Consider the following 12,855-nt stretch of genomic DNA (forward strand, 5'->3'; position numbering starts at 1 on the left):
GCCACCTCCTACGGTAAGGGGACTTTTAATAATGAATCAAAAATGACAAAGGCAAAGAGCTCAAATAACAATGTCACACCAATAAGACTTTTCCAATTCGTTTGACCCGCTAGTAAGAGCATAACCGGAAAATATATAGCACTAGATAGATATATACCTAGATGTGGAATCGTTAAACCAAATATAATCATGATCCCCATAGAAATAACAATGTTTTTAAATCTTTTAATAATGACTGTACTTACTTTTGATGACTTCAATATGGCCCTTAAAATGAGGAGAATTGAAAATACGATAACTAAAACGGCCATCATTTTAGGAAATGCTCCAGGTCCTATCTCTTTATCATTTAAAGGTGCAGGCAAATGAATGGCCTGAAATAAGAAAATGACACCCAGAATAATAAAGGCAATACCACTTGCGATTTCAGCTGTCTTCATTCGCATCTTTTAGCCCCCTTACTTAGGGGGAGCTTATCCCAAGCCCCCAAAAAGTTACTCTATACCAAGTTTTTCAAGCCACTCTTGATTAACATCCATTTGCTTATCAATAAACTGGGAGAATGCTTTATAGTCCATATCCCCATATTCCTTTTGAGCATCTTTCATATACTTTTCAAAGCTTTCAGTATGCATCGCTTTCTTAAAAGCCTTACTTAATGTATTTAAAACTTCCTTAGGAACATCCTTATTGGTATAAATTCCCCGGAATTGCGACCACTCTACTTTTACCGGTACACCAGCTTCCTTATAAGTTGGTACGTCAGGCATAGATTCTAATCTTTTATTTCCAAGAACCCCTAATACTCTTAGCTTACCGGAATCAACATATTGACTAACTTTTCCAGGGTTTGAATTTGCAACGTCAATATGATTACCCAACAATGCTGTTACCGCATCACCTGTACTTTCATAGTTAACCCATTCTCCTTCAACACCGGCTGCTTCTGCAAAAATATTATAAGCAACATTGTGACCAGAACCGACTGCACCATAACCGCCAACCTTAGTTTCACCTGGATTTTCCTTCATGTAATCTACTAGGTCCTGGAGAGTTTTAAATTCACTATCTGCATTTACAACAAGCACATAAGGGTCAATTTGGACACGAGTGACAAACGAAAAGTCTTCAGGGCCAAATTGTTCTTTCAATGTATTATTCCATGCACCTATATGGGTCGGTGTAATTGATGCCAGTGTGTAACCTTCTGAATCAGCGGATTTAAGAGCTGCCATCTGCGCTGCTCCACTTCCACCTGGTTTATTTTCTATAACTATGTCTTGTCCTAAAATAGGTTCTGCAGCTTTAGCTAACTTACGAGTCATTGTGTCTGTTGGTCCACCAGGACTCGTATGAACGATAATTTTTATATCTTTGGTTGGATATTCAGACTCCCCCCCATCATTGCCGCTAGTTTTATTGTTTCCGCTTGCTCCTTCACTTGTTGCCGAGCACGCGGAAGCGATTACAAGAATAAGAACAATAAATAACGTCTTTGTGAAGCGTTTACATTCACTCATTTTTTTCTCTCCCCTTTTTTTAAGTTGATTAAGATTGTATACCATTTTGTTTATCATTTCAATATTAAAAAATAATATAATTATAAAAAAATTAAATAATGGCTTTAAATCAGGCTTTTCATTTAAAAAACATTAAGATAAAATCATAGCAACCAAATGAAGTTGTATGCAATATTCCTCTGTAAATCATTAAAGGACGGTTAACTAAACCGTCCCCATGTTTTAATATTTAATTTTCATCACTCACTTTTAAAAATAACATTTTCAAGTAATAAATCGGTGACTTCTATTACGAACGCCTCAAACGGTCTGAAGAATAGAGCTGGACAATCATTTTACCGTTAACTGATTTAGCACGAATTAAGATGGGTTGGTTATATTTGTTTTTGAACGTGAAATCCGGGCCATACCAGCTAACAGTAGCATCTCTTCCTTCGGGGACATAAGGGACTTCTCTGCTGTGAGAATAGCGTTCAACAATTTGAAGCCCCGCATCATCGACGGCGTTATACAGGGTAGACGATACTTGGCAGATGCCGCCTCCGATATCTTCAGATAATTCACCTTTCACAATTACAGGGGCACGCATATATCCTTTTTCTTTGGATCGCTTTCCAACGACTTGATTAAAAGAGAATGTCTCTTGCGGGAATACGACGTGATTATTAATTGCTTCTGTCGCAAGCGAAATATTGTTTGTCCGTGCTCTTTTACTCTTTTTAAAATAAGTCTGGTAGTCGCCAATTTGTTTGGTTCTAATATCCGCAAGCAGTTCGGCATCAACCTTTGGATATACAGGACGGGTAGGCACCGTAGTCTTGACTGAACGATGGCCATAAAAATAATTATAGAATGTCTCGCTTAATTGGGCCTGATCCACTTTGAAACCAGGTTTCCCTTGGACAATGTTCCCATCTTTATTGATGGTTGCATTGACCGGGGGTTGAGCCAGTTTGTGATTTAATTCATCCATAAATGCCTTTAATCTATGTTGATCCACAAACGTTTCATCAAGTAAGGGAATTGTAAAATCGGTTTTGCTGACTGTCGCAATCGTCTCCCCTTCATATGTAAGGGAAAGATCATCCGTTGTTTGTTCTTGTGGGGGGATAAAAAATAAAAGTAAAGATAAGAACATGGATGTCATGACATATCACCTCTCCCAGTAGTATGAATCGCTGCCATAAATTCATGCACAACCCACCATCAAAAAAGACCTCCCCAGTGAGTGTAGTTACTCACATCAGGGAGGTCTCATATCTCGGACAAAATCCGTACTATTTTGAATCAAATTGAACATTTGCTCACAGAAGTTACGCATAACTTGTAGCACATAAATTCTAAATAAGACCTATGACCAGTACATCGCTGTCATGTCACGCAGTTAAATAAGCCTAGGCTGGTACTATGCCCTTAGAACCATTTTTAATAAAATTGAAATAATCAGAACATTTATTGACATTTCTATGATATACTAAAAGCGCTAGGCTATATACAGAATGAGTCATCCCTTTAGAAAGGAGATGATTGCCGTGGCTCCGTTCGAAGTGATAACGCTGATGATCAGCTTTGGCTTACTGGTCGCTACAATCATGAATGGACGGGAACAATAGCTTATTTTTTAAGACTCATTCTGTATGACCAGGGTGCCCTCACACCTTGGTTTTTTTCATACTCATGATTATATCGTTGTTTGACTCGAACATCAAGTTAAAATTGAAAAGGATTTCAAATTTTATAAAAGTAACTGATAGGATAAAGCGAACTTTATTACTTTAATATCATTTGTTTTTTTCAGGACAAAATGCTTAATTGAAAGTAAATATTCACAAACGTTGCTTAGTCTTCCGATCAGATGTCTAGAATGGGCCGTTTTTATCAATGTGGTTTTAATGCCCAATAAAAAAAGCTCTATTCCCCGTTATCAAACGAAGAATAGAGCGCTTACTATTGAATCTGAGGCTTTTTACACAAATATGTTTAAAATTAAGACACACACAAAGGCTGTTAAAGAAAGCAATGTCTCAAGGACGGTCCAGGTTTGAAAGGTTTCCTTCACGCTTAAGCCCATATATTCTTTAATAAGCCAGAAACCGCCATCATTCACATGAGAGAAGATTAATGACCCTGCCCCTGTGGCAATGACGAGCAATGCTGTGTTGACATCAGCCATTCCTGCAACAGCTGGAGCAACGATTCCCGCCGCTGTAATCAAAGAAACCGTCGCTGATCCTGTTGCGACCCTGACAAGCGCTGCGATGACAAATGCCAAAACAAGCGGTGGTACACTAAGCGCTGCAGAAATATTCCCGATCACATCACCAATACCGGCTGCGCTTAATACCCCTGAAAAACCGCCGCCTGCACCAATGATAAATATAATAGCGGCCATCGGCTTTAATGAATGTTCAGCAACAGCCTGGAACTTGCCTTTGTTCCACTTTTTATTGAACTTCAGTGTAAAGAAGGCAACAAGCACAGAAATTAATAGCGCTATCACCGGATCACCGATAAATTGTACAAAAGTGACAAATCCTTCACCTAAATTTAAATAAGGCCCGAACGTAGAAAGTAATATTAAGATAATGGGCAAGAGAACAGTGAAAAAAGACCAGCCTGGCGTTGGCAAATAAGCCGCGTTAGCACCTAGAGAGCCGTTCTTTATATCCTCTTCCTTTAAACCGTTTTCATCAGAATCATAAATTGAACTTTCCCCCACCTTAGGTGAACTGGACGGGGTGACGCGTTTCGAAATCCATTTGCCAAAAAGCGGCCCTGCTATAATCACTGAAGGAATCGCAACAATTAATCCATAGATTAGAACGCTTCCAACATCCGCATTATAAATTTTAATTCCTGTCATCGCACCTGGGTGAGGTGGGATGATCCCGTGGACGATCGAAAGCCCAGCTATTAAAGGCATACCTACTAAAATAATTGATTTCTTAGTGCTTTTAGAAACAGCAACAACCAAAGGGATTAGTAAAACAACGCCGACTTCAAAAAAGACCGGCAACCCGATGATAAAACCGGAAATCATCATCGCCCAATGGATCTTGTTGACCCCTAACTTTTTCGTCAGCGTGTTGGCAATTTGCAGGCCTCCGCCTGATTCGGCCAACATGCCACCTAAAACCGTTCCTAACCCAATAATAATGGTCAAACTCGAGAGGGTATCCCCTACACCTTGTTCAAAATGCCCTACTAGTTTTTCAATGGGGACATCGGCTGCTAACCCTAGAAATACACTAGCAATCAACAGACTGATAAATGGGTGGATGTTTAATACGGTTACACCGATGATGACGACAACGATAGCAGCTACCGTAGCTAAAATTAAATACCAATCTGGCATCACAATCTTCCTCCGATCTCTACATATATATTCTTATAAAGGAGTGCATCCGGTCCCAAAACATCTGACATTATGATGTTTTTTAAACCGGATTTATCACACATTTTTTGCTTTGGATTATTCGTTTTTTTCCATTTCATGACCGCCAAACCCATTTCTTAAGGCTGCAACGACCTTCCCGTTAAATGTATCATTTTCCTGCGAACGGTAACGCATCATTAACGACATGGCAATCACTGGAGCAGCTGTCTCAAAATCGAGTGCGGATTCCACCGTCCATTTGCCCTCTCCAGACGAATGCATGACCCCGCGGATGTCCTCCAAATTCGGATCCTTTCGGAAAGCCTCTTGAGCCAATTCCATGAGCCAGCTTCGAATGACTGATCCATGGTTCCAAACCTTGGCAACCTTTTCATAATCGTAATCAAACGGGCTCTTTTCAAGGATGTCAAATCCTTCTCCAATCGCCGCCATCATGCCATATTCAACACCGTTATGAATCATTTTCAAGAAATGGCCGCTTCCAGCCTGTCCGGCAAAATAATAGCCATTTTCCACAGCAAGATCTTGAAACAACGGCTCAATATCAGGAAAGATCGCCTCTTCACCGCCGATCATGAAACAGGCACCGTGACGGGCACCTGAAACTCCGCCGCTTGTGCCAACATCAAATAGGTGAATACCGTGTTCAGCTAAAACTTCATGATGTTTAAGGGTCTCTTTGTAATTCGAATTGCCACCATCAATGACAATATCTCCCTTTGAAAGCAACGGTTTGAGGTCATGGATGACTCGATCCGTGATTTCTCCCGCAGGCACCATTAACCAAATAACCCGCGGCGTCGGTAGCTCTTCTACAAGCGCCTCGAGTGAATCAAACCCAGTAGCATTGTGTTGTTCTAACTGTTTGACAGCGTCAGCATTCACATCATAAGCCGCCACACTGTGACCGCTTTCCAAAATATTTAATCCTATGTTGAACCCCATTTTTCCGAGCCCAATGAGTCCTACGTTCATAATGCCTCACCTTCCTTTATTTCCGTTGTTCCACTCTTGCTGAAAGTCGGAAAGTGCCTTCAACTGGGTTGCTTTCATCTTTCTCTCAATCTTGGAACCCCAAAAAACGGAAAATAATAAAAATAATTTTCTTTCCACTAATAATAATATCGAAATTATTTTCCTTTGTCTACAAAAAATATCGATCCCTGTCGAACATGGATCATAACAAGAAACGATGATGGCATTGGGAACAAAAAATGAGAGCGTATGATCGCCTCATAGCCCCTCATCATTTTTCCTGGGAACCTTTCCCACTATAACAAATGTTGGCTTTAATATCGTTTTAACGCAATCGCTTCACGAATTTTCTCTAAACCTGAAAGCGTCTGTTGTTTCCGGCTCATCCCTACACCCACATACAATACATCCATAACAGCCAATTGAATGAGTCGTGAAGTTAGGGCTTCTGAGCGATATAGGGTTTCCCGAGACTTTGTATAAAGGGCGACATCACACAATTCCGTCATCGGCGATTTCGCAAATTGAGTGAGCCCAATCGTATAAGCGCCAGCTGCTTTCGCCTGACTGAGCGCCTGCATCACATCCTTGTTGCTTCCGCTGTGGGAAATCCCAAACGCCACACATGTTGAATCCAACAATGAAGCGTTCATCACTTGTTGATGTCCGTCATTAAATGCCTGGCATAACAATCCAGTTCGTATAAATTTATGTGCAGCATCTTGGGCGATCATTCCTGATCCCCCCGTTCCATAAAAGTCGATACGTGTCGCCCCAGCTAATACTTTGATTGCTTGATCCAACATAGTCGCATCGTACAACTGTAACGTGTCCTGAAGGCCCTGAATATGCCCTTGAAACACTTTATCCATCAAAACATCGGACGCATCCGCTTCATCAATCTCTTGGTAAATATTCTCAACCGCATTCACCACATCCCTGGCAAGCGCTATTTTAAATCCCTGATAGCCGTCGAAGCCGATTCGCTTGCATAGACGAAAAATCGTTGATTCGGCAACGCCGACATTGTCTGCAAGTTCTGTAATCGATTGATGGACGACTTCATCTGGATTCGCCAATATGTAATCGGCAACAAGTTTTTCCTTTTTGTAAAGCTGAGAAACAACCGCCTCCAAGCGAAGTAGTGATCCATTCTGATTAGACATTGACATCCCCCTCATAAATTCCTATCTTTTCTATGAATCTATCATATCATGGTGAGGATCGACATAGAAGATTGCGTTCTCATTAGCCCATTCCGGGTTAAATGGCAGTAGAATGGTCGCAAAAAGAAGATTGATTAATATTGATTCTTACCTATAGGAGACATTTTGAGTGGTGTTAAATGCGATTCATCGACGTTCCTAAACCTCCATTTAAGAGAGCTTCCATAAGAAAAATTTTAAGTCTTTAATCCTTTCTGTTTGATTTCACATAACGTCGATCAGACATGAACATCCGCCAAAATAATATAAATCCCGGAAACAAAATCAGAAAGCCGATGAGATAACTGATGGAGAGAGCTCGAAATGTTGCTGGATCCGTGAAGCCTTCACTAATGGTGATATACGGGTGAATAATGTAAGGATATTGTGCTTGCCCATAGGCATAGCCTGCAAATAGATACTGTAAAACAACACCGATCACTGCCAATCGAGGTCTGCCTAAAAATTCCCAACGCTTTGACGGGACCCATAACATTCCATAACCGAGAACAAACATAACGGCAGCGAGTACCAAATAGGGCTTTAAGTCCATCAATTGATCATATAACCAATGCGTTTCCTGATTTAAAGCGTAGAGAATGAAACCTGTCAAAATAAAGGTGAAGGGACCAAGTATCATCGCATCGCGCCGATAAGTATGATAAGCCTCTTCATCATCAGCCACGTGCGAATAATCCGCCAACAATAATGAGGATAAAAATAAGGTATTCGTAATGGCAAAGCCAGCAAATGCCACAAAACTGAGACTCGTCAATAACTTATTAAAGTCCACTAATTGGACATCATTAACCACTTGAATAAAACTGCCGTTAATGATCGGCAAAACTAAGATTAATAAAATCGGAATTAAAAACCCACTGGTACCTGATAATAGCGTCATTACCTTTTTATAATGCTCGTTTTGAACAGAATGGGCAAAAACCATAAAGCCACTCCGAATGGATAACAGTAACAACACAACACTTCCAGGTATTAATAACAGTGACCCCAAAGCATAAGACGCACCTGGAAAATAGCTAAACAATGCTACAACAATCAATACGATAAATACGTTAGTCACTTCCCACGAGGGCGATAAAAAACGATTGGCAATGTTTGTGGCACTCATTTTGCGTCGATTTTGATAAATCATCGACCAAAAGCCAGACCCAAAGTCAATAGAGGCGGCTACGGCATATACAAAGATGAAACTCCATAGAATGGTTATAGCTAACGCTTCATTTGTCATAAAGGACACCTCTCAGGTTAACGGTATGAGGCAGGAAGATCGTCATTTAAAGGACTACGGCGGAACATGAAGTAAAGGACTAGCACAACAGCCACAATTAACACAAGGTAGATGAATAGGAATAAGGCAAAAAGCACATCTAAATGACCTGCCTTGGTAACAGCCTCACTCGTTAACATGACATGATAAATGATCCATGGCTGACGGCCTGTACATGCAAAAATCCAACCAAATTCAATGGCTAAGATCGCCAAAGGTCCAGCTAACACAAATAACACCATTAAAACTTTAGGAAACACTTGATTCTTTTTAAATCTGTGCCACAAAAAACCGACAATTGATAGGAAAAGCAAAAAAAAGCCAATTCCCACCATAGCATTAAATAATATATGGATGAATAGTGGCGGCCATAATTTCTTTGGATAGGCTTCCAAGCCTTGAACTTCGGTGTCAAATCGATTTCCCGCTAGAAAACTTAAAGCCCAAGGAATTTCTATCGCATATTTGATCTCTCGGTCCTCACGGCTAACAATCCCTCCAATTGCTAAAGGCGCATGATCGGTCGTTTCAAAAAGCCCTTCAGCTGCTGCTAATTTTTCCGGTTGGGTTTCATGCAGCATCTGAGCCGTTTCATGACCATTTACAGCAGTCATAACAGAAAAGATGCCACCCACGGTTAAAGACATAATTAAGGCTTTCCTATGAAATTGATAAATCCGTGTCTGTCCACTTTCCTTTAACATTTTATATGCGGCAATTGTTGCGATCATAAAAGCACCGGTCATAAACGCCGAAATAGAAACATGTAGCGCAGAAACACCGAAACTTGGATTGAAAAAAGCAGCCCATGGATCAACATTAACAACTTCACCATTTTGCATCTCAAAACCCGTTGGCGTCCCTTCAAAAGCATGAACATTGGTAATAAGGACAGCCGACGCTGTAGCCCCTAACGTAACGAGAAAAACACTCAAAATCCGCATCCAAGGGCTCAATCGATCCGACGCGTAGACATAGATGGACATAAATAAGGCCTCTAAGAAAAAGGCATAAAGCTCGATTTGAAAAGGTAGGGACATCACTTCACCAATTACTTCCATGAATCCTGGCCATAACAACATCAATTGGACACCAGCAATAGTCCCAGTCGGAATGCCCACACCTAATAAGACGGCAAAACCCTTTGTCCATCTTTTGGCCATCACTTCATAATCGCGATCTTTCGTTTTTTGATAGACTAACTCGGCACTTAAAATCATTAATGGAATGCCGACGCCCAATGTGGCGAAAATGATATGCACGCCCATATTCGTTCCAAACATGGTCCGTGCAATTTCTGTGTGTCCCACATAGTTCCCTCTTTCCCTCGTTTTCTTTCCATATTTTATCCAAGAAGACAACACTTAACACCTATGAATTTTCATACCGGTAAGATCAGGGGGAATTAAATGCAATTTATACTAAAAAACACCGGCGACTACCACCGGTGAACATTAATTGATTTAGTTTTGAATCGCCTTGTCCATACAAGATGCGAGCTGAGCTTCAGTATCTTCAGCAAATCGACTTAATGAATGCCCTTGTAAGGTCAATTGACTGTGGCCTCAATGGCATAATTGATGGCATTGAGCTGGTATGGCGTTGCTTGAAACCCATGGTCTTGTAACACTTTCATCAGTTCTTTTGAAGCCAACCTTTCATGAAGCGGTGGTCCATCCTCCGATTCAACGGCTTCCCATTCGATAACCATCACAGTTCCCCCTGGCTTTAAGATGCGTTTGATCTCATTAAGCGTATTTACGACACTCGGTACCTCGTGAATGACAAAGGCGATCAGTACTTTGTCAATCGAATGATCATCCATTGGGATCGTTTCTAAGTCACTGTTGACATACTCAATATTCTCAACATGTGTTTCCTTTGCCCGCTTTTTTAACATTTCAAGCATTTTCAGTTCAATATCAACGGCATAAACGGTTTCTTCCGTATGGTTAGCCATTGGAATAGTAAAATAGCCGTTTCCCGCGCCCAAATCGGCCACAACATCATTTGGATCCAACGCTAGTCTGTCAATAACCTGATCATAAGGGAGTCGTTGTTTCCTGTCATCACTTAATAATTTATCAGCATTTTCGGGTTTAAATCGATGTCCTGACATATAAAACACCTCTTATCCTTCATCGAATGGTATCTTCCATGGTTTCATTTCAAATCCTGCTCAAATGGCCATTACGAAAAAGCGTTCATCCCACACTTGAAACCTATATTGAAACAATAAAAATTAATATAAAATATTAAACCATATTTTGATGGTCGTTGCTAGAATCAATAGGGCCAATAGACCTTGCAGCCATTTGACGTTCATCTTTTTGCCCGCTGTTGCACCAAGGGGGGAGGCAATGAGACTGGCTGCTGCTATCACAAGGGCTGGCATGAACGGGACTTGCCCAGTGACTAATTTGCCCGTTGTTGCACCTATGGATGACATAAATGTCACCGCTAGTGAAGTCGCAATCGTCACTCTTGTCGGGATTTTCAAGATCACCAGCATCATTGGAACGAGCAAAAAGGCACCCCCGGCACCAACAATACCTGCGCCAATGCCGACAATCATCGTTAGGATAGCTGCCAGTCCTCGATGATATTGGAGGTCATCATCGTTAATCTCATCTTTCCCTCTTTTTGGAAGAAACATCATAACAGAGGCAATCACGGCTAAAATGCCGTATACCAGATTGATACCCCCTTCAGTCAGAAAACGGGAGCCATATCCACCGATAAAACTGCCGACTAATACACTGATTCCCATGATGACGATTAAATGTTTATTTAAATAGCCGCCTTTTCGATACACAAGCACCCCTGAAAGTGTCGCAAAAAACACCTGAACAGCGACAATACCTGACACTTCATAAGCATTAAATCCAGCCAATCCAAGAAGGACAGGGATATAGAGCAACATCGGATAATTGATAATAGCACCGCCGATGCCAAGCATCCCGGATAAGAGTGACCCAATAAAACCGATGACAAAGACCGTTATAATAAATGATAGGTCCATCCTCTCTCCCCCTTAAATCTAAAATGGGGTACAATCATACCCCACTTTGATTTAACCTTTTTTAATCCAAAATTTCAATACGCCGTCTTCTTCTGTATTCTCTAACAACTCATGATTGCCGGACTTAGCCCATGCCGCCAAATCACTTTTGGCTCCTTTATCAGTCGCTTGGACTTCCAAGACTTGACCGGTATTAATGTCATCCATAGCCTTTTTCGTTTTAACAACAGGCATCGGGCAGGCCATTCCTGTCGCATCTAGGACTTTATCTGCTTTCATACTCATTTTATTAACCTCCAGTGGTTTTATTATTCGTGGATCGCACAACGGTTTGGTCCAATTTCCATGTCACGTTGTTTGTCTTCTTCAGGCGTTTTCTTACCCATATTCGTTTCACGAATGTCTTGGTAAGCATTGGGCTGTGGCGGTAAGTTCTCAGTCACCATTTGACGGAACTTACGATCATCACTGACTTGAAGTCCTTTATTATCGTTATAAAGATCGCCTAGCCGCGCCTGTACTTGACCCTTGTCGCCAAGCTCTTTCACAGTAGAATAGTGTGCTGGCAGAACCATCATATCCTGTGACAGATCTCTATAGCGTTGATACAAGGTTTCTCTAAGGTCAGCGACCCAGTCGTCTGCTTTTCCCGCAAGGTCCGGGCGACCGATGGATTGAACAAACAAGATATCGCCTGTCAGCAAATATTGGTCATTAATGATTAAGGATGTGCTGCCAAGGGTGTGACCGGGTGAATAAAGTGGCTGTACCTTAATTTTTGTGTTGCCAATCGAGATATCGCTGCCATCCTCCAGCGGTGTATAATCAAACGTCACGTCACTTGCGTCTTTTGGCGGCAAATAGTAAGTACCGCCGACATCATCTGCAAGTTGTTTCCCGCCGGAAATATGATCAGCATGCAAATGGGTATCAACAGTGTATTTGATGACAGCGTCCTTTTCCTCGGCAAAAGACTTGTATACATCAGTCATACGGTTGGCATCAAATACAGCGGCCACACCATCTGAAAGGATCATGTACGACAGACAGCCTTTACCCAAGCGAACGAATTGATACAATTCACCGCTCCCATTAAGGTCAGCGATTTTAACCGGCTCGAGATGTTCGCTCCAAGCTTTCATGCCGCCTTCAAGTGAATAGACATTTTCAAAACCGGCATCAATGAGCTGCTCGGCTACCATCTCGGATGACCCGCCTTTGGCACAGACAACTAGTTTTGGTTCATCATCAGGGAGACGGTCTTTCACCGCTGCAACGTCATCAATTAAGTTAAAGTAGGGTTCATTAATCACCTCAATATTTTTTCCCTCAATTTTCCAATCAGCAAATGCATCGGTTGCTCTTACGTCAAGGATGAATTGTTTTTCGTTATTAACAATTTTTTTTGCTAATTCTTTGGTTGTCATGGTTTTAAAGGACATACTCTC

General features: G+C 41.3%; 12 protein-coding genes. All 12 read right to left on the reverse strand.

Annotated features, from left to right (window positions below):
* Nucleotides 1–8 precede the first annotated feature (8 nt).
* The 12 genes from B9Y89_RS17025 to B9Y89_RS17080 all read right to left on the reverse strand — a co-directional run bounded on the left by B9Y89_RS17025 (nt 9) and on the right by B9Y89_RS17080 (nt 12,849).
* Entirely contained in the window at nt 9–446 is a 438-nt protein-coding gene (locus tag B9Y89_RS17025; protein ID WP_085524382.1) for a tripartite tricarboxylate transporter TctB family protein, read from the reverse strand.
* 48 nt (nt 447–494) lie between these two features.
* Nucleotides 495–1,520, reverse strand: coding sequence for a Bug family tripartite tricarboxylate transporter substrate binding protein (locus B9Y89_RS17030; protein ID WP_176222272.1), 1,026 nt, complete (start codon nt 1,518–1,520; stop codon nt 495–497).
* A gap of 289 nt (nt 1,521–1,809) precedes the next feature.
* Complete coding sequence (locus tag B9Y89_RS17035; protein WP_085524384.1) at nt 1,810–2,667, reverse strand: VanW family protein; 858 nt, start codon at nt 2,665–2,667, stop codon at nt 1,810–1,812.
* Between the two features lie 819 nt (nt 2,668–3,486).
* Nucleotides 3,487–4,875 (reverse strand): GntT/GntP/DsdX family permease, encoded by a 1,389-nt coding sequence (locus B9Y89_RS17040; protein ID WP_085524385.1) that lies wholly within the window; start codon nt 4,873–4,875, stop codon nt 3,487–3,489.
* 117 nt (nt 4,876–4,992) lie between these two features.
* Nucleotides 4,993–5,892 carry a phosphogluconate dehydrogenase (NAD(+)-dependent, decarboxylating) gene (gene gnd / locus B9Y89_RS17045; protein WP_085524386.1) on the reverse strand — a complete coding sequence of 300 codons (900 nt, stop codon included), beginning with the start codon at nt 5,890–5,892 and terminating at the stop codon, nt 4,993–4,995.
* Between the two features lie 314 nt (nt 5,893–6,206).
* Nucleotides 6,207–7,058: a MurR/RpiR family transcriptional regulator gene (locus B9Y89_RS17050; protein ID WP_254901279.1), complete on the reverse strand. Its 852-nt coding sequence runs from the start codon at nt 7,056–7,058 to the stop codon at nt 6,207–6,209.
* A gap of 244 nt (nt 7,059–7,302) precedes the next feature.
* Nucleotides 7,303–8,346 carry a cytochrome d ubiquinol oxidase subunit II gene (locus B9Y89_RS17055; protein WP_085524388.1) on the reverse strand — a complete coding sequence of 348 codons (1,044 nt, stop codon included), beginning with the start codon at nt 8,344–8,346 and terminating at the stop codon, nt 7,303–7,305.
* Nucleotides 8,347–8,363: 17 nt separating this feature from the next.
* Nucleotides 8,364–9,668 carry a cytochrome ubiquinol oxidase subunit I gene (locus B9Y89_RS17060; RefSeq protein WP_085524785.1) on the reverse strand — a complete coding sequence of 435 codons (1,305 nt, stop codon included), beginning with the start codon at nt 9,666–9,668 and terminating at the stop codon, nt 8,364–8,366.
* Between the two features lie 266 nt (nt 9,669–9,934).
* A complete protein-coding gene (locus B9Y89_RS17065; protein WP_085524389.1) occupies nt 9,935–10,504 on the reverse strand; it encodes a class I SAM-dependent methyltransferase in 570 nt (189 codons plus the stop codon).
* Between the two features lie 123 nt (nt 10,505–10,627).
* Nucleotides 10,628–11,407, reverse strand: a complete 780-nt coding sequence (locus B9Y89_RS17070; protein WP_085524390.1) for a sulfite exporter TauE/SafE family protein — start codon at nt 11,405–11,407, stop codon at nt 10,628–10,630.
* Nucleotides 11,408–11,458: 51 nt separating this feature from the next.
* Complete coding sequence (locus tag B9Y89_RS17075; protein ID WP_085524786.1) at nt 11,459–11,686, reverse strand: sulfurtransferase TusA family protein; 228 nt, start codon at nt 11,684–11,686, stop codon at nt 11,459–11,461.
* A 29-nt stretch (nt 11,687–11,715) separates the two neighbouring features.
* Nucleotides 11,716–12,849: an MBL fold metallo-hydrolase gene (locus B9Y89_RS17080; RefSeq protein ID WP_085524391.1), complete on the reverse strand. Its 1,134-nt coding sequence runs from the start codon at nt 12,847–12,849 to the stop codon at nt 11,716–11,718.
* Nucleotides 12,850–12,855: the final 6 nt, after the last annotated feature.

This window comes from Tuberibacillus sp. Marseille-P3662, from assembly GCF_900178005.1.
GTDB lineage: Bacteria > Bacillota > Bacilli > Bacillales > Sporolactobacillaceae > Marseille-P3662.

What these genes read in the sequence shown, in the direction of transcription:
- B9Y89_RS17070 (WP_085524390.1), bottom strand. Translation starts at nt 11,407, where the DNA reads ATGGACCTATCATTTATTATAACGGTCTTTGTCATCGGTTTTATTGGG.
- B9Y89_RS17035 (WP_085524384.1), bottom strand. Translation starts at nt 2,667, where the DNA reads ATGACATCCATGTTCTTATCTTTACTTTTATTTTTTATCCCCCCACAA.
- B9Y89_RS17060 (WP_085524785.1), bottom strand. Translation starts at nt 9,668, where the DNA reads ATGTTTGGAACGAATATGGGCGTGCATATCATTTTCGCCACATTGGGC.
- B9Y89_RS17040 (WP_085524385.1), bottom strand. Translation starts at nt 4,875, where the DNA reads ATGCCAGATTGGTATTTAATTTTAGCTACGGTAGCTGCTATCGTTGTC.
- B9Y89_RS17050 (WP_254901279.1), bottom strand. Translation starts at nt 7,058, where the DNA reads ATGTCTAATCAGAATGGATCACTACTTCGCTTGGAGGCGGTTGTTTCT.
- B9Y89_RS17055 (WP_085524388.1), bottom strand. Translation starts at nt 8,346, where the DNA reads ATGACAAATGAAGCGTTAGCTATAACCATTCTATGGAGTTTCATCTTT.
- B9Y89_RS17065 (WP_085524389.1), bottom strand. Translation starts at nt 10,504, where the DNA reads ATGTCAGGACATCGATTTAAACCCGAAAATGCTGATAAATTATTAAGT.
- gnd (WP_085524386.1), bottom strand. Translation starts at nt 5,892, where the DNA reads ATGAACGTAGGACTCATTGGGCTCGGAAAAATGGGGTTCAACATAGGA.
- B9Y89_RS17080 (WP_085524391.1), bottom strand. Translation starts at nt 12,849, where the DNA reads ATGTCCTTTAAAACCATGACAACCAAAGAATTAGCAAAAAAAATTGTT.
- B9Y89_RS17075 (WP_085524786.1), bottom strand. Translation starts at nt 11,686, where the DNA reads ATGAAAGCAGATAAAGTCCTAGATGCGACAGGAATGGCCTGCCCGATG.
- B9Y89_RS17025 (WP_085524382.1), bottom strand. Translation starts at nt 446, where the DNA reads ATGCGAATGAAGACAGCTGAAATCGCAAGTGGTATTGCCTTTATTATT.
- B9Y89_RS17030 (WP_176222272.1), bottom strand. Translation starts at nt 1,520, where the DNA reads ATGAGTGAATGTAAACGCTTCACAAAGACGTTATTTATTGTTCTTATT.